The sequence below is a fragment of the Moritella marina ATCC 15381 genome (assembly GCF_008931805.1).
GTDB classification, from domain to species: Bacteria; Pseudomonadota; Gammaproteobacteria; order Enterobacterales; family Moritellaceae; genus Moritella; species Moritella marina.
The window spans coordinates 359,776-383,878 of record NZ_CP044399.1 but is presented as its reverse complement, the minus strand read 5'-3'; the positions used below and the strand labels follow the sequence as shown (position 1 = coordinate 383,878).

Sequence of the window (24,103 nt, the reverse complement as noted above, 5' to 3'; positions counted from 1 at the left end):
TATTATCCACCTATTACCATTGGTTGCGGTTCTGCTACGCGATGTAGCGGTACGATTATACTAAAACTACTGCCTTCACCCTCAGTTGAGTCTAACTTCAGACTGCCTTGGTGGGCTTTAACGACACTTTGCACGACAGCAAGGCCAAGACCTGTACCTTGTGATTTAGTCGTAAAGAAAGGTTCTAAAATTTGTGCTTGCATATGTTTAGCAATACCAGGGCCATCGTCAGTCACAATAATCGCCACGTCGTCATCACCAGAACGGACTGCAGATATCGCTAAACTTGCGCCTTGGCCACAAGCGTGTAGCGCATTTTGTATTAAGTTACCAATCGCGCTAGAAAGTGCATTGCGATTAGCTAAAATCAAGAGATCCGGTTCTGGCAATGTTACTTGCATCTTACTATTCGTCTGCAACATCATCGCTTCACTCCCCGCTTGCACTTGGACTAACAGATTTTGTAGCGAAATCTCTTCAACGACTAAATCTTTACCTGTTCGTGCAAACAGCAACATGTCATTCACCTGGTTTTCCAGATCGTTAAGGCGCTGAATCAGTTTACTTTGAAAGCGCTGTCTTGAGGCCGGTGGCAGGTTAGGATTCGCTAGATTAGAACCGTATAGCAATGCCGCAGATAACGGAGTGCGAATTTGATGTGCTAATGATGCAACCATACGACCTAATGACGACAATTGCTTCATGTGGCTCACACGGTCCTGTAAATGGCGTGTATAGGTTAAGTCAGTCAGCATAATTAATTGCCCAGGCTGAGAGCCAAGCGTCGTAATAGAAAGCTGCACTTTACAGCCATTCTTCAATGATACTTCATGACCATCGTCTTCTTTAGGGGTAAACGCACGTTGAATAACATCCATCCAACGCGACCCCATTAGCGGCTCACCCAGTAACTGCACAGCAACTTTATTGACTTCAATGACAATACCGTTGCCATCAAGAATAACTAACCCAGACGGTAATGCTTCTACTAACTTTTCACTACGATCTTTATGTGCTCGTAATGCTGCTAATTCGCCGGGATAAGATTCTTGTACCATGGTCGTACTCCGCTAAAAAATTGACTCACACCTAGCAATGCATTTAGTGTGCCAATAAATTAAACTTCATAACGCGTTGAAAAAATAACTTAACAATTAATTAAAAACAAAAAAGCCCAACATAATGTTGAGCTTTCTATTTTTATTTTTTATTTAAACTTTTATTATCGATTGCAGTGACAGCTAAAATCACCAGTCATGACATCAAGTTTCTTTCTGCAAGCCATACTTACGCATTTTTTCAACTAGCGTGGTACGGCGCATACCCAGTTGATCTGCAGCTCGCGCCACCACATGCGCCTGTTGATCGAGTGCTTGCTTGATCATATCAATCTCAAATTCAGCTAACATCTCTTTCAGATTAACACCCGCTTCAGGCAAACTACTCGGCATCGAGAAAAAGCCATCTTCTTGAGGCTCTTCTTCGACATTAGCAAAAATCTCATCGCTGAACATAGCAGAAATAGCATCACGTTCGGCCAATTCACTTGGCACCTCAGGGCTATCTCCCTGACTTTCATCATTGTCATTATAACGGTATTTGGCCGGTAACTCGGCGATATCAACGATATTCCCCGATGTCATGATAAGTAAACGTTCAATCAGGTTCGATAATTCACGTACATTACCAGGCCATGAATGTTGCATTAACGATTCCATCGCTCGCTGGGTAAATAAGATAGTGGCATCATGCTCTACTTCGTGACGACGTAATAATTCTTGAATCAATAATGGGATATCATCAGGGCGCTCACGCAGTGCCGGACTTTCAATTGGAAATACATTCAAACGATAAAATAGATCTTCACGGAACTCTCCGTCGGTGATCATTTTTTCTAAATTTCGGTGTGTTGCTGCAATCACGCGCACATCAGCTTTAATGGCTTTACTGCCGCCCACTCGCTCAAAAACCCGCTCTTGTAATACCCGTAATAATTTTACTTGCATTGGTTGCGGCATATCACCAATTTCATCAAGAAATAGTGTGCCACCGTTTGCTAGCTCAAAACGGCCCTTACGTGCAGAAAATGCACCAGTAAATGCACCTTTTTCGTGGCCAAATAATTCACTTTCTAACAATTCAGCCGGAATAGCACCACAGTTAACAGGAACAAAAGGACCGTCGTTGCGTGATGACGCATCATGGATCGAACGTGCAATGACTTCTTTACCCGTTCCCGACTCACCCAATACTAATACATTGGCGCCCTTAGTCGCGACTTGCGTGATCAAGTGACGCACACTTTGAATTGCCTCCCCGCGACCCACTAATTGTTTAATAAGTGCTTTTGATGTCGATGGTGATTGACCCAACTTACTCGATACACATTGACGATAAGATTGGCAACGTCCAAGTAGCAATGTTAATTGTTGATAAGATAAAGGCAATTCGATATGGCCGATTAAGTTACCTTGCTCTGATGATTTACCTTCAGTGCCAAAAGTTAAAAACGGGTTCATTGGATTAGCATCAAGTAACGCAGATAAATCCTTTTCTGAGTAACAATCTGAAGACACAATAACGCTGTTTGCAGCAAGATCGATCTTCGCACTAATGTCGATATGAGAATCATAACTCTGCCAGCCTTCGCCAAGAAAAGACAAGATTGTTTCTAAATTTTGTCTGCGTTCAATATTCTCATCAATTACAAAAACTGACTTAGTAGTATCCATATTACAGCCTGTGCTAAACCTTACTTAAACTTAAAAGAGTTAATCACTTTAACTATCACAAACTAATCGCTCATCGTCAAAGTGTGTCAAAAACCAACATCCGCCAATTAATTGACATCGCTATAGTACACATTCCTAAAACAAGATGAAACAGTCACAAGAATTAATTAGAAGCTGGGATAAAAATAGTCAGTGCTATATCACAATATCGACAGACTGAGCCACAGGTTATAATAAGCTGATATTATAAGTAAGCACATAAAGGTTAACCGCCCTCATGTGCTTGACCATACATTTAGCCTTCGCCAAACTCCTCTTTCAGCTCAACCACTTGGTAGTGGCTGCCATTAAGCCCCCAAAATTCAGGTAATGTCGTCGCCACCGCGATCGATGACCAGGTGCCGACAATCAAACCAATAAACATTGCCGTAGAGAAACCATTTAAAGGACCGCCTCCCAATAACCATAAAGCTGAAACCGTCATGAGTGTCGTTCCGGATGTCACCATTGTACGTGATATCGTTGCCGCAATAGCTTGGTTATTCGCATCAGCTATCGCTAATGTCGGTTTTAAAATAAGTAATTCACGAATACGATCACCAATAATAATCGAATCATTGAGTGAATAACCGATGATCGCCAATATCGCCGCAAACACCGTCAAGTTAAACTCAAGTTGCAATGCCGCAAATACACCAAGCACAAACAGCACATCATGCACCAAGGCAAACAATGCCCCAGATGCTAAACGCCATTCAAAACGATAGCTTAAATACGCCATGATGCATAACATCGACACTAACAGTGCTAAACCACCTTGCTCAGCTAACTCAGCGCCCACTTGAGAACCCACGATACTGGTATTTAAAACCTCAATATTCGAAGCTAATGGCGCTAATACATCACTCATATCGGCAATGCTCACACCGACAGCAGGTTCTGCGTAGCGTAAGATCCAACGACCGACTTCACCACCTTCTATCACACTAACATTTTGATCTAATGCCGATTGTAATAGCGGTGATATTTCACTCATAGTGATACTAGGATCAAGTTGTATTTCAGTGATCACACCGCCAGTAAAATCCAGCCCCCAATTCAAGCCATTAATACTGATAAAGGCAATCGAAACTAGCATGAAAACAATGGAAATAGCACTACTTACATAACGTAACTCGCTGTATTTATTGCTATTGTTAAATTTTTTCATATTGATATTCATCATACTTATACCTTCAAATCATGACGAGTATCACGACCCCATATTTTATTGATTAAAGCGCGCGATACGATGATCCCAGTAAACATGCTGGTCAAAATACCTAACCCAAGTGTTAACGCAAAACCTTGTACTGGCCCTTGGCCAATTGAATACAACACAACAGCAATAATTAAGGTGGTGATGTTGGCATCAATAATGGTACTAAAGGCACTATCAAAACCAGTATTAATTGCTTGTGCAAAGCTACGCCCTTCGCGCAATTTGTCACGAATACGCTCAAACACCAGTACATTGGTATCAACAGCCATACCGACTGTCAGCACTAAGCCTGCAATGCCAGGTAACGTTAATACCGCACCAGGGATTAAGGCTAATAAACCAAACAACATGATGATGTTAGCAACTAAAGCCACATTCGCCACCCAGCCTAAACGGCGATACCACAACGCCATAAACACCAAGGTTAATCCTAAACCAAGTGCCAATGCTGAAAAGCCATTTTGAATATTCTCCGCTCCCAATGAAGGACCAATCGTTCTTTCTTCAACAATAGTGACTGGCGCAGTCAACGAGCCGGCACGCAGTAATAACGCCAGCTCTTGGGCATCAGCCATGCTACCAGCCCCCGTGATCCTAAATTGGCTACCAAGTTGTGCTTGAATAGTCGCAACACTAATCACATTATTGGTTTTTTTAGTTGAACCATCGTTATTACGGCTGTACTCACTGTAAAGCGTTGCCATTGGCTTACCAATGTTATGCTTGGTGAAGTCAGACATCTTTTTACCGCCAGCATTGTCTAACGTAATATTAACTTGGGCAGCCCCCATCTCCCCGACGTTGGCACGAGCATCAATAATATGCTCGCCGCCCAATATTGCGTCACGGGCAATACGTATTGGTGCCCCATCACTATTACTGACCACCATGCTGCCACTGCTGATTGATTTAAGCTCATGGAATGCAAGACTGGCTGTCGCACCAATCACATTTTTAGCGGTAGCAGGGTCTTGTACACCGGGTAATTCAATACGAATACGGTGCTCACCTTGGCGTTGTACCATCGCCTCGGTAATACCTAATTCTGCAATACGGCTGCGCATTGTTTGTAAGTTCTGTTGCACAGTGAGATTCACGATATCGGTTTTTTCAGCTTGCGGCATGCTCACTTCAACGAGTAACCCCGTGCTTTGCGTTACTTTCCATTGCGGATAGGTCGTTGCTATCTGTTTTAACAAAGCAACTTTAGCTTCATCTGTAGGCAGGTTTAGTTGCAGGCGATTATCACGATCAATACTGATCCTGACGCCACGTAAACCTTGATCACGAAAATCAACGCGTAAGTTATCCAGCAACTGCTGCGCTCTGATATTGAACACCGGTTCCATATCAACATCTAGCAAGAACTGCACACCACCACGAAGATCCAAGCCTAGCTTGATCGGCTTCAACCCCATGCCTTGCAGCCAAGATGGCGCTGCAGACACCAAGGCTAAGGTAATATCATCATCTGCAGGTAAAATTGTTTCCAGTATCGCTTTCGCACGTGTTTGACTGCTGTTTTCCGCTAAGACGATAGTGGTTTTATCGCCTTCTTGATCGATACGTTTCACCGCGATTTCATTACTTTCAAGGGTTTGCTTGAGTGTATGGATAGCAGGTTTTTGTGCTTGTTGGTGATTAATTTGCAACGCTGGATTTTCGCCATATAAAGTGGGAATAGCACTGAGTAACATCACTAGAAGTGTGCAGATTAAGACCACATATTTCCAACCCGCATAGTGATTAAGTAGTTTGCGTGGCACTTTGGTATTTGATTTTTTTGTCATTTGATAACTGTCCATCAATGCCTTCTCTCTATATCATAAAAATATAGGAAATTGATGTATAACGATTTATATAAAGCGTTTATTACAATGCAGGCATATTAGTGATTAACTTGCGTAAAGATCCTGACAACACGTAATACGCTCGTTTGACAAGGATAAATAGGCAGATAAAGCAACAAAAAGGCAGTATGGTTAATACGTACGTTTCTGTTTAAACAGGTGTCATCGTTGTGGGGAATTGGCGGTGAGAATATAATAAATTACAGTCTTTCCAACCTGATATGCGCGATTTAGAAGAGGAGGTATTGGTTAACCAGTATTGCTCAAGATTAAAGTTAACCGCATAGCCGATCACAAAAGACGGTGATGGCGGAATCGATAATTCAATCTCGACTTGGTAGTCCGGTTTAGGGTTGTTTAGTAGTAAACGTCCGGCACTGCTGTAACGGGTCGTTTCCGTTAAAGCAAAATCATAATTATGGCGTGTTTTCGATGATATTGGCGCTGGTTGTGATCTTGATTCTGACTCACCGCGATCTTGGCTGACGTTATTATCTGAATTCGCTGACACAAGCAGAGATGCTGGTGAAAATGATGACTGCGGTGTTACCGATAGTTTTGTCGATAGTGCTGCCGGTACTGTTTTTGATACTGCTATCTGCGTATTAGCCTGAGCATTTAAGCCCATAACTATAATAAACAGCAGAGTAACATATCGCACAAACCGAGCTAACATAGAATATAATCATTCATAAAGATAATGACATATCATATATCACTCATGTTTAAACAGACAAGGATTATTTTAACGCTGGAAAGCAAAAAAGGCTTACCGTTAGGTAAGCCTTTTTCTAAATTTGGTGCCCGAGGCCGGAATTGAACCGGCACGCCTATTAAGCGAGGGATTTTAAATCCCTTGTGTCTACCGATTTCACCACTCGGGCTGAGTGATAAACTGTTAAGCTGCTGCCTAACCGGATATGCGCTTACTTTACCTGATAATCATGTCGAGTCAATATAAAATATTAAACATAAATCAAATAGTTGAAAATAAATCCAATTTGTTTGCTTATTATCTAATGTGCGATATCACACTAAATAAAAATAGAACGGCGCTATACCCGCGAGATTAAATCGAATGTGTACCCTCACGGTATAGGTCATCAGTAAAATTGCCCTCAAGATCGCTCCCACATAAAATATGAAAGATATTTTACTATTGACTTTTACCGTCTCCTTAAAAACTATAAAGTAAACATAACTCATTGTAATTACTTACTAAAACTGAATTTAAATCACAGAAAAATAAAATTCAATACTCTATTTTAAATAACTAAGTAAACAAAAATAAATTTTACTCATTCATATTAGGAGAGGCCTATGTATCCAATAACACCACATAAATCATCGCCAGACTCGGGTGGCAATACAGACCTATCTCGACGTAAATTCCTTACTTCAGTTGCACTCGTGACCATCAGCAACACAGTAGCCATATCAATCCCTACTGCAAATGCATCAGCGAAACACCAGGTCGAAAATGAAACCTTTGAGCCGGCTACATATAGCAAAAACTTCCCTTGGCTTGGTCCTTAACACTACATCACGTCACCGCATATCACTCCATGCACAGCGAGATAATACCGTCCATGGTGATAATTAAGCGCCATATTCCCCATGGCATAATATAAAAATTCAATGAGAAATTAAAATGCAAGATTCAAATCCAGAAACCCTAGGTTGGATGCAAGGCTTTCCACCACAAAAAAATAAAACAATTCGCTTTAACGATGGTTCTTTCTATCAATGGCCGCAACTAAGATGGACTTTTTCTAACATCCAGCAGTTAGTGCCAACTAAATCAGTATGGCGTGGGGATAAAGCCGCTGTGGCTTTGCCTAAACACGATCTGGATTTTGAGCAGCTCATCATTACCACAAAAAATGGTGAGCAACTCAGTTGGCTGCAAGCGTTAGATAATGGACAAACAGATGGTCTCGCTATTTTATATCAAGGTGTCTTGGTGCATGAAAGTTATCACGCAGGCTGCAAACCACATCTCCCACATACCGTCATGTCATGTGGTAAATCAATTGCAGGGATCATCGCAGAAATATTAATAACCAAAGGCGTGCTTAACGAGAATGCAAAAATGTCTACTTATCTACCTGAATATAAAGGTACCGCTTGGGAGGATGCGACATTACGCCAAGCGTTAGATATGCTTGTAGGTTTAAAGTTTGATGAAGATTACTTCGATAGAAACTCTGATGTCTGGCTATTTCTACGTGCAGGTGGCATGGTCCCGACATCACCAAATGATAAAGGACCGAAAACGCTCGTTGACTACCTCGTTACTGTAGAAAAGCAAGGCCAACATGGTGAGGCTTTTGCCTATAGAGAGCCAAATATTAACGCCATAACTTGGCTAATACAGCGAGTGACAAATACAGACCTAGCAGAACTCGTATCTACCCACATATGGCAGCATATAGGCGCAGAACATGATGCTTATTACATGCTAGATAGTATTGGTTTTTGCACTACCCCTAGCTGCACTTTACGCGACTTTGCTCGTCTCGGTGAATTTGTTAGGACTGGTGGCAGTGAGCAGCAGCTCAAAAGTGATTATATCCATCGCCTTGCCCGAGGTGGCGACCAAAGTCTGTTTGAAAAAGCAAAACTAAAAGCCATGAAGGGTTGGTCATATAACGGGCTGTGGTGGATCCGCCATACCGAAAAAGGCAATAAAGTAATGGCGCGTGGTGCACACGGTCAGTTTTTATATATTGATCCAATGGCAGAGGTAGTCATTGCACGATTCGCATCAACAGAGCAAGCACCAAGCTACCTAAAGGATGATATCAACATGCCCCTGTTTGATACTGTTATAAAACACATCGAAGATAAGCTGAAGAATAACTAGCAAGGTAGTAAAAAGAAAACAAAACTCAAATTACAGGCATAAAAAAACCAGCTATAAGCTGGTTTTTTTATAAAGTATTGGTGCCCGAGGCCGGAATTGAACCGGCACGCCTATTAAGCGAGGGATTTTAAATCCCTTGTGTCTACCGATTTCACCACTCGGGCACTGAATTCTTTGTAAAGTTTATTCATTCCAGTGCAGAACCAACAAACTTGCTTTTTCAAGCTTTAATCATGGAGGCGGGTCCCGAAGTCGAATCGAGGTCCACGGATTTGCAATCCGCTGCATAGCCACTCTGCCAACCCGCCGTATCCTGTGATGACAAATGAATTGTTAACACAGAGTGCTAATTTTACATCTTAGCGAGATATACTATTGCTAGTATTTTTAATAACTGGTGCCCGAGGCCGGAATTGAACCGGCACGCCTATTAAGCGAGGGATTTTAAATCCCTTGTGTCTACCGATTTCACCACTCGGGCACTGAATTCTTTGTGAAATTTATCCGTTCCAGTGCAGAACCAACAAACTTGCTCTTTCAAGCTTTAATCATGGAGGCGGGTCCCGAAGTCGAATCGAGGTCCACGGATTTGCAATCCGCTGCATAGCCACTCTGCCAACCCGCCATATCCTGCCATCACAACTTTTGTTGCTAATACAGGGTGCTAATTTTACATCTTAGCGAGATATACTATTGCTAGTATTTTTAATAACTGGTGCCCGAGGCCGGAATTGAACCGGCACGCCTATTAAGCGAGGGATTTTAAATCCCTTGTGTCTACCGATTTCACCACTCGGGCACTGAATTCTTTGTAAAGTTTATCCGTTCCAGTGCAGAACCAACAAACTTGCTCTTTCAAGCTTTAATCATGGAGGCGGGTCCCGAAGTCGAATCGAGGTCCACGGATTTGCAATCCGCTGCATAGCCACTCTGCCAACCCGCCAAATATTTTTAACGTTATATCTAACAAAAAGAAATTGGTGCCCGAGGCCGGAATTGAACCGGCACGCCTATTAAGCGAGGGATTTTAAATCCCTTGTGTCTACCGATTTCACCACTCGGGCACAGCATTCTTTTTACATATCATCTAAGCTGTTTTAATTAAACTGCTTTAGCCCCTATGTGCTGACGCATTCTACAGACCTAAAAAATAGAGTCAACACCCTTTTAATCGCATCGTTCAAAACGTTTACGTTTCAACCTAAACAGTTTGTTTTTTAGCTAAAAGGGGTTAAATATCACCTTAATAACGAGACCTTATCAAAAGAGCATTTCGTCATTATCAATGAAATCTTAGTCTTCACTCGTTAATTCGCCCCATGCAGCAGCAAAGTACTGCACCATAGAAACAACGGTTAACACCATTGCGGCATAAAAAACGAGATAAGCAAGGTAAACCATCCAAGGGCCTTGTTGCCAAATGAAGCCACCTAGCGCCATCATTTGAAACGTGGTTTTCCACTTACCAGCGCTACCCACAGCAACGTTAGCACGCTTACCGAGATCTGCCATCCATTCACGTAAACCAGAAATAGCCAGCTCCCGGCCAATCATAATCAACGCTGGAATCATTACCCATAAGGCACTGTGCTCGCCAATAGTAGCAGCAATACGGTCGTGATCACCTGCAATCATCACTAACGCAGTGATAACCATGATTTTATCTGCTACAGGATCAAGGAATGCGCCAAGCTTGCTTGATACATCCCAACGTCTTGCTAAATAACCATCAAGGTAATCTGTTACGCCAGCAATAAAAAAGATCCAGGCTGCAATATAAAACGAATTTTCAATTGGTAAATAAAACGCGAGAACAAAAAAAGGAATTAAAATCACGCGAAACAAAGTTAAAATATTGGGTATGTTTTTCATTATTCTCATGCTTTTGAAATTGAAACCCCTATATAGTCCTATATCTTGCTTATTGATGCAATGAATCATAAATTTTTTCTGCTAAATCAATACTTATACCTGGTACCTTTGCTATTTCTTCGCGACTTGCACTGCGTAGCTGCTGTAAGCCTCCCATAAATTTGAGTAATCCTTGACGACGTTTCGGTCCAACGCCTGCAATCCCTTCCAAAGAACTTGTGCGTTTAACTTTATTTCGACGAGCCCGATGCCCGGTAATGGCAAAACGGTGAGATTCATCACGTATATGTTGCACCAGATGTAATGCTGGTGAATCACTGGGTAGATAAAATTCGGTATCTGCCGCGTTATCCAATGCTCCCGACAGAATTAATGTTTCCAAGCCTGCTTTACGCGTCACGCCTTTAGCAATACCAATTATTTTAGGCCGCTTAACAGCAAAGTTATCAGCATACCGAGTTAGTACTTGCTCCGCCTGCGTCATCTGCCCTTTACCGCCATCAATAAATAAAATATCCGGTATTTTATCAACTTCAATGGTCTTTTTAAAACGCCGCTCTAATACTTGTGCCATCGCTGCGTAATCATCGCCGCCTGTAATACCACTGATGTTATAGAGTCGATAATCGCTTTTATTCGCCCCTTCACGGTTAAACACAACACAAGATGCAACGGTTTGCTCACCACCAGTATGGCTAATATCGAAACATTCCATACGCTGGATCTTACCATCAAAGTTCAATACTTTTTCCAATGCTTTAAACCGATTAAGCACAGTGCTTTTAGTCGCTAACTTTGTCGTTAAAGCTGTTTCCGCGTTAGTAAGCGCCAACCTTAAAAACTTAGATCTGTCACCACGCTTCGGACTCGTCAACTTAATCTTACGGTCTGCAAGTTGACTTAAGCTCGATTCAATCAGGTCATGCTCTTCAGGTAACTCAGTGAGTAACACTTCTTTAGGTATCGCTTGCTGGGTTTCTTTATTCAGGTAGTACTGCAATAAAAAAGCTTGGATCACTTCACTGATATCTGTATCCGCAGGGACTTTAGGGAAATAACTGCGACTGCCAAAGACTTTCCCTGAACGCACAAAGAGTAAATGCGCACAAGCAATACCATTTTTAAAAGCAAAGCCTATAACATCCATCTCACCTAAATCAGAGGTGACATATTGCTGCTCTTGAATCGCTCTTAATGCTTGGATCTGGTCGCGATAACGGGCCGCTACTTCAAAATCTAACTGTTGGCTAGCCTGCTCCATCTTAATCACTAATTCATTAATAACATCGGTGTTTTTACCTTTCAAAAACAACGCAGCAAGTGCCACTTGCTGGTTATATTCTTCAGGGTTGTCCATTTTTACACAAGGTCCTAAACAACGCTTGAGCTGGAATTGTAAACACGGTCGAGATCGGTTTTGATAATAACTATCTTCACATTGACGTACAGGAAACAGTTTTTGCATTAGATGCAGACTTTCTCGCACCGCACTGCCACTTGGATAAGGACCAAAATACTGCCCTTTACGCTTATTGTTACTGCGAATAGAGGTTAATTGTGGATGTTCATGCGCAGTAATGAGAATGTAGGGGTAAGACTTGTCATCTCTCAGTGACACGTTATAACGCGGCTGATAGCGTTTAATATAAGTATGTTCAAGGACTAGCGCTTCCGTTTCCGAATGCGTTACCGTGACATCAATATTAGCAATATGGGTAACCAAGACTCGAGTTTTTTCACGATCGACCGTTTTTCGAAAATAGCTGGTTAAGCGTTTGTGTAAGTCTTTGGCTTTACCGACATAAATAACCACATCTTTATGGTCGTACATACGGTAAACCCCCGGCTGGTGCGAGACGGTTTTTAAGAAGTCTTGATGATTGAATTGGTCTTTTGCAGGCATAAAATAAAAGATGCCCGAAGACATCTTTCTCAATTGAAATTAAGTAAAAGCATACTTAATTATAGTGTGTCAGCATCTAAGATACCGTGTCTGATCGCCAAGTGAGTTAATTCAACGTCACCATTAATATTCAGCTTACTGAATAAGCGATAGCGATAAGCATTAACAGTCTTAGAGTTCAAGTGTAGTTGCTCTGCTATATCAACTACTTTTTGTCCTTTAGTTATCATCATCATGATTTGTAACTCACGTTCAGACAAACTTTGAAAAGGGTTTTCGTCCGCAGAAGAAAATTGGCTCAATGCCATTTGTTGTGCAATTTCAGGGGCGATATAACGCTGCCCACTGTGCACTTTACGAATTGCGCCTAATACCTCTTCAGGGGCTGCACTTTTAGTTAAATAACCAGCACCACCAGCTTGCATTACCTTGCTTGGGAAAGGTTCTTCCGTGTGTATCGTTAATACGATAATTTTAATATCAGGGTTATTTCGTAAAATCTTACGTGTCGCTTCTAATCCGCCAATACCTGGCATGTTCATGTCCATCAAGATCACATCTGGTTGATTGTCTCGACAAAACTGAACGGCATCCTCTCCGCATGAAACTTCACCCACGACTTTAATACCACGTACATCTTCAAGAATTCGGCGAATTCCGGTACGGACTAATTCGTGATCATCGACAAGGAATACATTAATCAAAAGAATATCTCCGCATACACATACAATTTCTAAAGAGCATAATACATTAGATGGTCAAAAATAGGTTATTATTTTTGCTATTTCGCTAACCATAAGCGCTCATATATTGATACTAAATAATAATATGCCATTATATATCAATAATTTAATAACTTAATGACTTTAAACTTAAAATGCGGTGTAGTTGGCAAAATTAGACATAGTTACTAAGAACTGCGATATTTTAGGCTCTAAAGAATAGTTTTATAAAACAATATATATAATTTAGTACAGATAATACAACAGCTTATTAATTAGACATCATTGCTTTATATTTGCCGTTAAAAATATGTTACATTTGCCTATAGTTAACGAAAAGGACAAATCCATGGACAAACCACAACCAAAAGTTATAGATAAACCTTATCCACCTGCAGATGATGATTGTTGTGGCGGCGGCGCTTGTTGCCCGTGTGTTTGGGATCACTATTACGCACAACGAAAATTATGGAATGCACAACGTGCAGCATTGCTTGAAGAAACGGAATAAAATAAGACTTGGCATCAGCTGAACGCGAGATTGCAAAAAGGCGCTACCTTTTCAGATAGCGCCTTTTCTATATAGATGGCGGAGGAGGAGAGATTTGAACTCTCGAGGAGCTATTAACCCCTGCTGGTTTTCAAGACCAGTGCATTCGGCCACTCTGCCACCCATCCGCAGCAATGGAGCGTATAATAGAGATATGATAACCTGTTGTAAAGTTAAAATCCGAAATCAAAAAACATAGCGCAAAATAAAGCCAACTTGATCAACTTCCTAGCGATACGACAACGTAGCAATTTAAAAACACCTCATTAGAGAGACTTATCAATAAAACCCTAGTCACTATCAACTACACTAAACAGTAATGCTAAAAATATAACTGAAATAGACCATTATCCTAGCATGCCAGTGGTGGTTTTGAGATCGCACATTGAAATAACACGTTGAGATAATACTTAAGCTAGTACTTAAAACAGTACTTTGAGATAAATGTTTAAAATAAGATCTTAGAATAAGACATTAAAAGACTGACAGTCTGGGAAATATGAAATGCGAGATGCAAAAAAGGCGCTATCTTTGCAGATAGCGCCTTTCTCTATATAGATGGCGGAGGAGGAGAGATTTGAACTCTCGAGGAGCTATTAACCCCTGCTGGTTTTCAAGACCAGTGCATTCGGCCACTCTGCCACCCCTCCGCAGCAATGAGCGTATAATAGAGATGTAATGCTCACTTGTAAATATCAACACGCTAAAAATTAACGAAAAACATGAACAGTGTGTACTTCTCACTCGTTTCGCACTGTAATACGACGATATAGCACTATAACAGAGGTACTATAACTAAGATCGACAATAATAGAATGTAACAAAAGCCGTTTGGGTACATAACACAGATATTTATCATTAAAGGTGAAGCATGGATAAACAAGCAGTCAACATTACTATCTATCGCTGGGCTGGCGATTGGGGGCCTTTTCATATCAATATTCCTTGTGGCGAATGTGCGCTCACTAAAGACATAGTCTTAGATACCCTGCAAAACGAATTAGACGGTATTGCCGTCGAACTAGAAATTAAAGATTGGCTAAATGAATGGTGGCAGCCGCTACTAAAAGGTGGTTGGCATGCGCCGATTATCATGGTTGCTGGTAAAGTTATCAGTCAAGGTCGCGCATTAAACCGAGGCATGTTAACCCAAGCCGTTATCGAAGCACACTCTCAGCAAGTACCTATCACAGACCAGCATATTTTTGGTAAGCAAAACTGCCCGCATTGCCAGCGCGCTAAACGTTACTTACAACAAGCCAACATTGACTATACTTATCACGACGTGATCACCAGTCCCCGCGCCCTCTATGAAATGCTCTCGCGAGTAAAGCCACTGATAGATCCAAAACAACCTGTAACGGTACCGCAAATATGGATAGACGGGCATTATGTGGGTGGCGCAGATGAGTTAAGTCGTATCGTTAAACATGAGGTTAAGGCGAATACCGAACGTGGGCAATGCTCATTATCTGAGAAGTAATACGCGTGATGGGTAGTATTAAAAAGGCTAAAATGCAAAAAAGGCGCTATCTTTTCAGATAGCGCCTTTTTCTATATAGATGGCGGAGGAGGAGAGATTTGAACTCTCGAGGAGCTATTAACCCCTGCTGGTTTTCAAGACCAGTGCATTCGGCCACTCTGCCACCCCTCCGCAGCAATGGAGCGTATAATACAGAGTTTAAAAAAAAGATAAAGCCTTTTACAAAATTAATCACATTTTTGATAATAAAGGCTTGTTTTTAACTTATTTGGCTATAAATTAACTACATCGTCATATTATGTCGGAACTTTAGGGTATACTGATACTCTAACTAGCAGTGTTAATTATTAAGGAAAAGACACAATGCAACAACATACGATTCAGACTAAGTCGCAAGAAAGCGTACTCGCGACTAATAAGGTTCTTCGCAATACCTATATGTTATTAGCGATGACACTCGCGTTTTCAGCGATAATTGCTGCTGCAGTAGTGACACTAAACTTACCTGCTCCAGGCATTATCATTACGCTTGTTGGTGTATACGGTTTAATGTACTTAACAGAAAAGAACCGTAATAACTCAATGGGTATCTTATTTGTATTCCTATTCACCGGTTTCTTAGGTTATACCGTTGGCCCATTAATTAACATGTACATAGGTGCAGGTATGGGTGACATTGTTGTATTAGCTTTTGCTGGTACTGCCTTAACTTTCTTTGGTTTGTCTGCATATGTGCTTACAACGAAGAAAGATATGTCTTTCCTAAATGGCATGATGATGGCTGGTTTTGTTGTGCTTATCGTCGCGATGATCGGTAACATTTTCTTACAAATCCCAGCACTTAGTTTAGCAATCAGTGCAATGTTCATCATGTTCTCATCAGGTGCTATCTTGATGCAAACAAGCTCGATCATTCACGGTGGCGAAACAAGCTATATCTCAGCTACGGTAACAATATTCGTATCACTGTATAATATCTTTGTTAGCTTACTGCAAATATTAGGTATTATGAGTAGCGACGACTAATTACAGTTAAACTGTAATTATAAATAGTGAAAAGCCTCGTTTGACGAGGCTTTTTTGTTTTCCCCTCTACGATTAGTTTATGCCCATGTTAATTATCAATGAACAAGAAATCGCAACTGACACCCAAGGTTACTTACTGGACCCAGCTGATTGGAGCGAAGCACTAGCCCCTATTATTGCTGAACAAGAAAGTATCGCGCTAAGTCCTGCGCATTGGGAAGTGGTATTGTTTGTACGTAACTTCTACCTTGAATACAACACCTCCCCTGCTATTCGTGCATTAGTAAAAGCAATGGCGAAAAAACTAGGCGCAGACAAAGGCAATAGTATCTATCTGTATAAACTGTTCCCTAAAGGCCCTGCGAAACAAGCAACTAAAATTGCAGGCTTACCCAAGCCAGCTAAATGCCTGTAGATCTTTGAGCTGTCAATCTTGCCCAGCTAATTAAACGGACTTATTAATCATCACCTGATTAAGCGTCACGACAAGGTTCATGACAGCAGAAACAAAAAAGCCTCACTTAGTCATAACTAAGTGAGGCTTTTTATTTAGCTCATCATTAATGGCGAATAATCAGACGACACGCCATTAAGTTAATTAGGCTATTTAATGTTAGCCAATGTGCGTTAGACCGCCCATGTAGCCTTGTAGTACAGCTGGTACTTCAACACGACCGTCTTCTAACTGGTAGTTCTCTAGGATTGCCACTAGTGTACGACCTACCGCTAAACCAGAACCATTTAGTGTATGCAATAGAACTGGTTTCTTGTTGTCTTTAAGACGCGTACGCGCTTGTAGACGACGCGCTTGGAAATCTTCGCAGTTAGATACTGAAGAGATTTCACGATATGTTTTCTGTGCTGGAACCCATACTTCTAGATCGTATGTTTTCGTTGCGCCAAAGCCCATATCACCAGTACATAGTGTCACAACACGGTACGGAAGGTTAAGTTTGATTAAGATGTTTTCAGCGTGCTGACGCATCTCTTCAAGTGCTTCGTATGATTTTTCAGGATGTGCTAATTGCACCATCTCTACTTTATCAAACTGATGTTGACGGATAAGACCACGTGTATCACGGCCATATGAGCCCGCTTCACTACGGAAACAAGGTGTATGCGCTGTTAAACGTACAGGTAAATCAGCTTCATCTGTGATGGTATCACGTGCTGTATTTGTAACTGGTACTTCAGCAGTCGGGATCAGGCTTAAACCTTGGCCTTCTTCTGTAGCTGGTTTAGTGTGGAATAGATCGTCACCAAATTTAGGTAATTGACCAGTACCGTATAACGAATCAGCGTTAACAAGATAAGGCACATACAGCTCAGTATAACCATGTTCTTCAGTGTGTGTATCCAGCATAAATTGCGCGATAGCACGGTGCATACGAGCAATTTGGCCACGCATAACAATGAAACGTGAACCCGTGATTTTAACTGCATTTTTAAAATCAAGACCGTTAAGCGCTTCGCCTACATCAACGTGATCTTTAATTTCAAAATCGAATTCTTTTGGTTGACCCCAACGCTTTAACTCTACGTTGTCATCTTCATCTTTACCGATAGGTGCTGATGGATGCGGTAGGTTTGGTAACGATAATGCAATTGCTTCGATTTGAGCTAATAACTCAGCAAGCTCTAATTTTGCAGCGTCAAGTTCTTCGCCTAATTTACCAACTTCAGCTAATAGTGGCTGAATATCTTCACCACTTGCTTTAGCTTTACCAATGGATTTAGAACGTACGTTACGATCATTCTGTAATTGCTCTGTACGGATCTGTAATGCTTTACGCTGCTCTTCTAACGATGTAATCGTCTCAACGTCTAGTTCAAAACCACGGCTTGCTAAACGCTGTTTAGCTTCTTCTATGTCTGCGCGAAGAAATTTAGGATCTAACATTCTTTACCTACTCTGCTTGTTTAATTTAAACCTAAAAGCACATTACAGGCTTCTAGATAGAAATGTCTGTTGGTATTGTTTATGCTTATTATTTTAACGTGGTTTTACAATTTCATCACGCACTTATAGTTAAAAATCGGCTCTTTATGCTCGAAATACTAAGCGCATACCTAAATATGCAACAAAAATACACACGAATACGTTTAAAGACACATTTAGCCCTGCTTTTAACCACTGACCATCTTGTAACAACAGTAATGAATCCATTGAAAATGTCGAAAATGTCGTCAGTGCGCCTAAGAAACCTAAGCCAATAAGTTGTCGCCACGGTGTCTCTGCAATCAAGTTGTCATCAAGTAAGGCAAATAATACCCCCATTAATAACGACCCTAAAATATTAACAATCAAGGTACCGTACGGAAAACCTTTGCCTAATACAGCCGTCGCTGTCTGGGCGATAAAAGTACGTAATACGGCACCACTTGCACCACCAAGTGCAACAAAACCGTATAAAGCTAAACTATTCATGACTGATACTCTGATTATGTATTGATGGTCTCAATTATGATAAGACCAAACCTGTTATTTGTAAGAGCGGGTATTATTTATAACGCTTTCTTGGGCTGTTAATATCGAGCTGATGTAAGTAATCGAGCTTTTGCTTAATTTGCTTTTCAACACCGCGATCAACCGGATGGTATAACTTGGTACCTTGTAATGCTTCGGGCATATAACATTCACCAGGTGCATAAGCCCCTACTTCATCATGCGCATAACGATAGTCATCACCATAGCCAAGGTCGGACATCAATTTAGTCGGCGCATTACGCAAGTGCATCGGCACATCAAAATCGGGTTGTTCTTGTACTATCATCTTAGCTTGAGTAAATGCAGTATAAACCGAGTTACTCTTGGCTGCCGATGCCAGGTATACAATCGCTTGTGCAATCGCGCGCTCACCTTCATATGCACCAATACGACTGAAGCAATCCCATGCCGAGACTGCAACTTGCATTGCTCTTGGATCGGCATTACCAATATCTTCAGAGGCAATCGCCAATAAACGGCGCGCCACATGCAATGGATCACAGCCACCAGCCAGCATACGTGCAAACCAATATAGTGCCGCATCAGGTGATGAACCACGGATAGACTTATGTAATGCAGACATTAAGTCATAGTAAAGTTCACCTTTGTTATCAAAGCTATTCACTTTACGCCCAACCACAGACATCAGTCTTTCCAATGTCACTAACTTGCCTTGCGGCCCCTCTTCAAGCATGTCGCTTAATAGCTCAAGATAATTTAAGCTTTTTCTGGCATCACCATCAACAAGATCGCACAGTTTCTCTTTTACACCCGGTGCAAAGTCGAATTTGACATTCACCAGTCCACGTTCATCCGTTAGCGCTTGATCAACAACCTGCTCAATTTCATCTACGGTTAATTTTTTTAGCACATACACACGTGCACGTGATAACAAGGCGTTATTTAATTCGAATGACGGGTTTTCAGTTGTTGCGCCGATAAAAATAATGGTGCCATCTTCAATGTGCGGTAAAAACGCATCTTGCTGACTTTTATTAAAACGGTGCACTTCATCTACAAACAAGATGGTGCGATAACCTTGAATAGCATTATCTTTGGCTTTTTCTATCGCCAAGCGAATATCTTTAATACCCGATGTGACGGCATGTACACGCTCTACTTTAGCATCGCAATAGTTGGCAATCATCTCGGCAATCGTGGTTTTACCTGTGCCAGGTGGTCCCCATAAAATCATCGAATGAGCATGGCCAGCTAATAATGCACGATGTAAGGGTTTCCCCTCACCAAGAATGTGCGTTTGACCGATATACTGCGACATTTTTTCTGGTCGCATTCTGGCGGCTAGCGGTTGAAAATCAGGACTAAAATCAAGAGACATCGTATTATTCATTAGCGTTGATCATCTATATCAGTATCTTCCGGGATAATAAAATTAAACAACGCAGGATCCATCTTGTTCATTGTCTTATGATTTGTTAAAGCAAACTGGCTATATTGACCTTGCTGCTCTTGTACTGTGAACTGAGCAATGTCACCTTGTTTAAACTGCAAGGTAAACACTGCTGCAGCAGGATCATTTGGCGTAATCACCGTATAGACTCCCGCTTTCTTGCTTACTCGATACGTTTCCCACGCAGTTTGTTGCGCCCCCGCAATTAACATGAAAGGTGTATTCGCAATCGCATCTTTAAGTGAGTAAATACTAACTTGCTCTACAAATGGATTATAAAACCACAAGTTTTCACCATTCGATACAATCAGTTGCTCATCCGGAGACGTCGTTTCCCAACGAAATTGATTGGGACGCTGTAGTTGCATCAGTCCTTGAGCGGTCGCTAAATTATCACCTTCCGCTGACGTAACGGTTTGGGTAAAGTCAGCACTGAATGGTTTTAATGCGCTAAGTTGGCTTTGTAATTCTTCTTTGACGCTTTGTGCATTCGACAACATAGACGCTGTCATTAACACAACTGTTGCGACGATTTTTTTAAGTGACATTTTATTTCTCATAAATTAATCCTTTGGGGGCGGTGGTGCCAATACTTCTCGGTTACCGTTATGTCCTGGTGAACTCACAATACCCTGCACTTCCATCTCTTCAACGATACGTGCAGCGCGGTTATAACCGATTTTAAACTTACGTTGTACGCCGGATACAGAACCTCGACGCGTTTCTGTTACATGATATACAGCTTGATCAAATAGCTCATCAACATCCGATGAACCTTCTGCAACTTCACCTGGCAATAAGCTATCTGCAGTCGCTTCACCATGTAAAATTTCATCAATATAATTTGGTTTACCACGTAGTTTCCAATCTGCGACCACACGATGTACTTCATGATCATCAACAAATGCACCGTGCACACGAATTGGGACGCTAGTACCAGCTGGTTGGTACAACATATCACCCATACCTAACAGTGTTTCTGCGCCGCCTTGATCAAGAATAGTACGCGAGTCAATTTTACTCGATACTTGGAAGGCGATACGTGTTGGTATGTTGGCTTTAATGAGACCCGTGATCACATCTACAGAAGGACGCTGAGTCGCTAAAATTAAGTGAATACCAGCTGCACGCGCTTTCTGCGCAATGCGGGCAATTAACTCTTCAACCTTTTTACCTACAATCATCATCATGTCAGCAAACTCATCGACAATCACCACAATGGCGGGCAGTTTAGTTAGCTCTGGAGCAGTCTCATCCATGCTATCACCCGGTTTCCACAATGGATCTAGGATAGGCTGACCAGCATCTATCGCTTGCTGTATTTTACTATTAAAACCAGCGAGATTACGCACACCGACTGCAGATAATAATTTATAACGACGTTCCATTTCACCCACACACCAACGCAACGAATTAGCTGCATCTTTCATGTCAGTAACAACTTCGGTTAATAAGTGTGGGATACCTTCATACACCGAAAGTTCCAACATTTTTGGATCGATCATGATCATACGTACTTCATCAGGCGATGCTTTATAAAGCAAACTCATGATCATCACGTTCACACCAACCGACTTACCCGAGCCTGTCGTACCTGCGACCAATAGATGCGGCATCTTAGCTAAATCAACAACCACAGATTCACCCGCAATATCATGGCCTAGCACCATTGACGTTTTGGACTTAGCATCCGTAAATGACGGGCTCGACATAACATCAGAAAGAAATACTGTTTCTCTGTACTTATTTGGTAATTCCAAACCAATCACCGATTTACCCGGGATCACTTCAACAACACGGACACTCATGGCGGATAATGAACGGGCTAAATCCTTCGATAATGCCGTTATCTTACTGACTTTAATACCCGGCGCTAAATCTAATTCAAAACGCGTGATCACCGGCCCTGGGTGGACATCGACCACTTTCGCTTTAATATTAAATTCAAGCAGTTTCTCTTCCACCAGATGAGCGACATGGTCGAGCTCTGCTTGCGAGATCGGATTGGCTTTTTTATTTGGTTTATCTAATAGCTCTAACCCTGGCAACAAAGTCACTGGTTTTTCTTTAAATTGCAGCGGATCTGTTGATACCACTTGGTCACCAACAATTTCAAAACCACTGTCCGTACCGTTATTATTAATCTTGAATTCAGGAGCTGGTTCTGGTGCAGCTACAGCGGCAAGTACAGGATCGATTTCTGCGTCGATTGTCGCTTCATTTCCGACAGGCTTGTCGACTTGGCTATGGGTTTGTTGAGCGTCATAGTCGGCAAGATAATCGTCGTGCAGATTACCACTCTCTGGCACATCGAATGTAGATATTGACGGTTCAGATCGTGATTGCACATGGTCTACAGCGGTAAATGACATATTCATGACGTCATCCTGCTCATAAACTTCGCGTCCTGCTACAGGACCATCTTCTTGTTTCTGGTTATCGAACTCACTGGTTAAATGATTATGCATTTGCTGCATATTAACAGGTACTGGAACAGTCGATTCACTCAGAGCATCATCATGAGGCGTATCATCTTCAGCTTCACTCGCTGATCTATTTTTTAATTCCGTGACTTTATCCACGCAGTATTGGCAGCTATTAATCACGCCAGCGCCCAGCATATCAACGATTGATAACCAAGAAATGCCCGTTAGCAGGGTAAAACCAATAGCAACAAAACTGAGTAAAATAAGTGTTGAACCGAGTATGCCAAATAATTCACTGATCGCCTGTTCCACAACGTCACCAATTAAACCACCCGATGAGAAATAGTAAAGGTCATCAAAGTTAACAGACGCTAAGCCACACACGCCAATGAGGAGTAATAATGCGCCGATCATGCGCAAACCTACGGTGAAAAAATCAATTTCATCGAGTTGTCTTGGACGCCAAAATATGAACCAAGCTAATGAGACAAATGCGAGTGGGATTGCGTAAGCATAAAGGCCAAACGTGAAGAATAAGACATCCCCCATCCATGCACCTAACGAACCTGCAGCATTTTTAACTGGACCTTGCCAACTGGTTTGTGACCATGATGGATCAGCAGGATCAAAGCTCACTAGTGCAATCATCGCATAACAGGCAATAAAAGTAGAAAGAATGAATCCGACTTCGAAAACCCGCTGAATACCAGACAATGGTGCGAAATATTTAGATGGAATGGATAAATTAAATTTGTTCATCTTGATTTATGACTCTTGAAGGCGACGATGGTACGTTATCTATGAGCCATCAACTTTAAATAAATGCAGGAAACAAAACAAGCGGCAATATGCCGCTTGTTTGATTATTTATCACTTTATTTGCGTTAATCGAGGATTACGCGAAAAGATTATGTGTGCAGAGTTAAATTAACGCGTTTTAATCACTAAACGGTTACTTTGTTTTACTTCTTCCATCACAACATAAGTACGTGTGTCATTAACACCTGGTAAACGTAATAACGTTTCGCCCAGTAAACGACGGTAAGCTGACATATCAGATACACGTGTTTTTAATAAATAATCGAAGTCGCCAGATACTAAATGACATTCTTGAATTTCTTCAAGCTCTTGAACAGCTTTGTTGAATTGCTCAAATACATCAGCAGCACCACGGTTAAGTGTGATTTCAACAAAAACAAGCAATGAAGCATCCAGAAACTGTGGATTTAGAATTGCGGTATAGCCTGTAATATATCCTTGGCGTTCTAAGCGTCGTACGCGCTCTAAACATGGCGTAGGGCTTAAACCTACACGTTTAGACAACTCTACATTGGAAATTCGGCCGTCTTTTTGTAATTCATTAAGAATATTACGGTCGATTCGATCTAGTTCCTTCATTGGTCGAGTTTTTACTTCCATCATTATTTTTTCCGCCCTTTTACGTCCCAGTAAAACTTAGTTTTTCAAATAATCCATTCATTTGAATACGCCATAATCAGAACCAACTTAAAGT

Annotated in this window: 20 protein-coding genes and 11 tRNA genes; 6 read left to right on the top strand and 25 right to left on the bottom strand. The window is 41.5% G+C overall.

Annotated features, from left to right (window positions below; genetic code table 11):
• Positions 1-2 precede the first annotated feature (2 nt).
• The 6 genes from FR932_RS01875 to FR932_RS01850 all read right to left on the bottom strand — a co-directional run bounded on the left by FR932_RS01875 (position 3) and on the right by FR932_RS01850 (position 6,727).
• Entirely contained in the window at positions 3-1,058 is a 1,056-nt protein-coding gene (locus FR932_RS01875) for a sensor histidine kinase (protein ID WP_019441889.1), read from the bottom strand.
• A 204-nt stretch (positions 1,059-1,262) separates the two neighbouring features.
• Positions 1,263-2,732 (bottom strand): sigma-54 dependent transcriptional regulator, encoded by a 1,470-nt coding sequence (locus FR932_RS01870; RefSeq protein WP_019441888.1) that lies wholly within the window; start codon positions 2,730-2,732, stop codon positions 1,263-1,265.
• A gap of 295 nt (positions 2,733-3,027) precedes the next feature.
• A complete protein-coding gene (secF, locus tag FR932_RS01865) occupies positions 3,028-3,957 on the bottom strand; it encodes a protein translocase subunit SecF (RefSeq protein ID WP_019441887.1) in 930 nt (309 codons plus the stop codon).
• A 2-nt stretch (positions 3,958-3,959) separates the two neighbouring features.
• Positions 3,960-5,798 carry a protein translocase subunit SecD gene (secD, locus tag FR932_RS01860; protein WP_019441886.1) on the bottom strand — a complete coding sequence of 613 codons (1,839 nt, stop codon included), beginning with the start codon at positions 5,796-5,798 and terminating at the stop codon, positions 3,960-3,962.
• 196 nt (positions 5,799-5,994) lie between these two features.
• Positions 5,995-6,519: a hypothetical protein gene (locus FR932_RS01855; protein ID WP_019628934.1), complete on the bottom strand. Its 525-nt coding sequence runs from the start codon at positions 6,517-6,519 to the stop codon at positions 5,995-5,997.
• 122 nt (positions 6,520-6,641) lie between these two features.
• Positions 6,642-6,727, bottom strand: a tRNA-Leu gene (locus FR932_RS01850).
• A 436-nt stretch (positions 6,728-7,163) separates the two neighbouring features.
• Here FR932_RS01850 and FR932_RS01845 point away from each other — a divergent pair.
• Both FR932_RS01845 and FR932_RS01840 read left to right on the top strand, forming a co-directional pair.
• A complete protein-coding gene (locus tag FR932_RS01845; RefSeq protein WP_019443149.1) occupies positions 7,164-7,379 on the top strand; it encodes a hypothetical protein in 216 nt (71 codons plus the stop codon).
• 115 nt (positions 7,380-7,494) lie between these two features.
• Positions 7,495-8,709: a serine hydrolase domain-containing protein gene (locus FR932_RS01840; protein WP_019443150.1), complete on the top strand. Its 1,215-nt coding sequence runs from the start codon at positions 7,495-7,497 to the stop codon at positions 8,707-8,709.
• A 78-nt stretch (positions 8,710-8,787) separates the two neighbouring features.
• On the opposite strand, the gene FR932_RS01835 is transcribed toward FR932_RS01840, so the two are convergent.
• The 10 genes from FR932_RS01835 to uvrY form a co-directional block, all read right to left on the bottom strand.
• Positions 8,788-8,873 (bottom strand) — tRNA-Leu (locus tag FR932_RS01835).
• 70 nt (positions 8,874-8,943) lie between these two features.
• Positions 8,944-9,017 (bottom strand) — tRNA-Cys (locus FR932_RS01830).
• An 87-nt stretch (positions 9,018-9,104) separates the two neighbouring features.
• Positions 9,105-9,190: transfer RNA gene (locus FR932_RS01825), tRNA-Leu, on the bottom strand.
• Positions 9,191-9,260: 70 nt separating this feature from the next.
• A tRNA-Cys gene (locus tag FR932_RS01820) sits at positions 9,261-9,334 on the bottom strand.
• 88 nt (positions 9,335-9,422) lie between these two features.
• Positions 9,423-9,508 (bottom strand) — tRNA-Leu (locus tag FR932_RS01815).
• 70 nt (positions 9,509-9,578) lie between these two features.
• A tRNA-Cys gene (locus tag FR932_RS01810) sits at positions 9,579-9,652 on the bottom strand.
• 35 nt (positions 9,653-9,687) lie between these two features.
• Positions 9,688-9,773: transfer RNA gene (locus FR932_RS01805), tRNA-Leu, on the bottom strand.
• A 229-nt stretch (positions 9,774-10,002) separates the two neighbouring features.
• Complete coding sequence (gene pgsA / locus FR932_RS01800; protein ID WP_019443277.1) at positions 10,003-10,581, bottom strand: CDP-diacylglycerol--glycerol-3-phosphate 3-phosphatidyltransferase; 579 nt, start codon at positions 10,579-10,581, stop codon at positions 10,003-10,005.
• A gap of 49 nt (positions 10,582-10,630) precedes the next feature.
• Positions 10,631-12,508, bottom strand: coding sequence for an excinuclease ABC subunit UvrC (gene uvrC / locus FR932_RS01795; RefSeq protein WP_019628832.1), 1,878 nt, complete (start codon positions 12,506-12,508; stop codon positions 10,631-10,633).
• A gap of 35 nt (positions 12,509-12,543) precedes the next feature.
• The gene (gene uvrY, locus FR932_RS01790) at positions 12,544-13,188 is read right to left on the bottom strand and encodes a UvrY/SirA/GacA family response regulator transcription factor (RefSeq protein ID WP_019628833.1); all 645 of its coding nucleotides are present in this window, start codon (positions 13,186-13,188) and stop codon (positions 12,544-12,546) included.
• A 367-nt stretch (positions 13,189-13,555) separates the two neighbouring features.
• Between uvrY and FR932_RS01785 the strand changes: the two genes are divergently transcribed.
• Positions 13,556-13,717, top strand: coding sequence for an oxidoreductase-like domain-containing protein (locus FR932_RS01785; protein WP_019443274.1), 162 nt, complete (start codon positions 13,556-13,558; stop codon positions 13,715-13,717).
• A 76-nt stretch (positions 13,718-13,793) separates the two neighbouring features.
• On the opposite strand, the gene FR932_RS01780 is transcribed toward FR932_RS01785, so the two are convergent.
• Together FR932_RS01780 and FR932_RS01775 are read right to left on the bottom strand one after the other, a co-directional pair.
• Positions 13,794-13,884: transfer RNA gene (locus FR932_RS01780), tRNA-Ser, on the bottom strand.
• Between the two features lie 431 nt (positions 13,885-14,315).
• Positions 14,316-14,406 (bottom strand) — tRNA-Ser (locus tag FR932_RS01775).
• A gap of 221 nt (positions 14,407-14,627) precedes the next feature.
• On the opposite strand from FR932_RS01775, the gene FR932_RS01770 reads away from it, so the two are divergent.
• Positions 14,628-15,239, top strand: a complete 612-nt coding sequence (locus tag FR932_RS01770; protein WP_019440956.1) for a glutaredoxin domain-containing protein — start codon at positions 14,628-14,630, stop codon at positions 15,237-15,239.
• 80 nt (positions 15,240-15,319) lie between these two features.
• On the opposite strand, the gene FR932_RS01765 is transcribed toward FR932_RS01770, so the two are convergent.
• A tRNA-Ser gene (locus FR932_RS01765) sits at positions 15,320-15,410 on the bottom strand.
• A 192-nt stretch (positions 15,411-15,602) separates the two neighbouring features.
• Here FR932_RS01765 and FR932_RS01760 point away from each other — a divergent pair.
• Positions 15,603-16,265, top strand: coding sequence for a Bax inhibitor-1 family protein (locus FR932_RS01760; protein WP_019440955.1), 663 nt, complete (start codon positions 15,603-15,605; stop codon positions 16,263-16,265).
• A gap of 85 nt (positions 16,266-16,350) precedes the next feature.
• A complete protein-coding gene (locus FR932_RS01755; protein WP_019440954.1) occupies positions 16,351-16,680 on the top strand; it encodes a TusE/DsrC/DsvC family sulfur relay protein in 330 nt (109 codons plus the stop codon).
• 198 nt (positions 16,681-16,878) lie between these two features.
• On the opposite strand, the gene serS is transcribed toward FR932_RS01755, so the two are convergent.
• From serS to lrp, 6 genes are all read right to left on the bottom strand, one after another.
• Positions 16,879-18,165 carry a serine--tRNA ligase gene (gene serS, locus FR932_RS01750; protein WP_019440953.1) on the bottom strand — a complete coding sequence of 429 codons (1,287 nt, stop codon included), beginning with the start codon at positions 18,163-18,165 and terminating at the stop codon, positions 16,879-16,881.
• Positions 18,166-18,309: 144 nt separating this feature from the next.
• On the bottom strand, positions 18,310-18,693 hold the full coding sequence (gene crcB, locus FR932_RS01745) for a fluoride efflux transporter CrcB (protein ID WP_019440952.1): 384 nt from the start codon (positions 18,691-18,693) through the stop codon (positions 18,310-18,312).
• Between the two features lie 73 nt (positions 18,694-18,766).
• Positions 18,767-20,104, bottom strand: coding sequence for a replication-associated recombination protein A (locus FR932_RS01740; protein WP_019440951.1), 1,338 nt, complete (start codon positions 20,102-20,104; stop codon positions 18,767-18,769).
• Positions 20,104-20,724 (bottom strand): outer membrane lipoprotein periplasmic chaperone LolA, encoded by a 621-nt coding sequence (gene lolA / locus FR932_RS01735; protein WP_019440950.1) that lies wholly within the window; start codon positions 20,722-20,724, stop codon positions 20,104-20,106. The genes FR932_RS01740 and lolA overlap by 1 nt, the downstream gene beginning before the upstream one ends.
• Positions 20,725-20,727: 3 nt before the next feature.
• Positions 20,728-23,349, bottom strand: a complete 2,622-nt coding sequence (locus FR932_RS01730; RefSeq protein ID WP_019628835.1) for a DNA translocase FtsK — start codon at positions 23,347-23,349, stop codon at positions 20,728-20,730.
• A gap of 168 nt (positions 23,350-23,517) precedes the next feature.
• Positions 23,518-24,012 (bottom strand): leucine-responsive transcriptional regulator Lrp, encoded by a 495-nt coding sequence (lrp, locus tag FR932_RS01725; protein WP_019440948.1) that lies wholly within the window; start codon positions 24,010-24,012, stop codon positions 23,518-23,520.
• Positions 24,013-24,103: the final 91 nt, after the last annotated feature.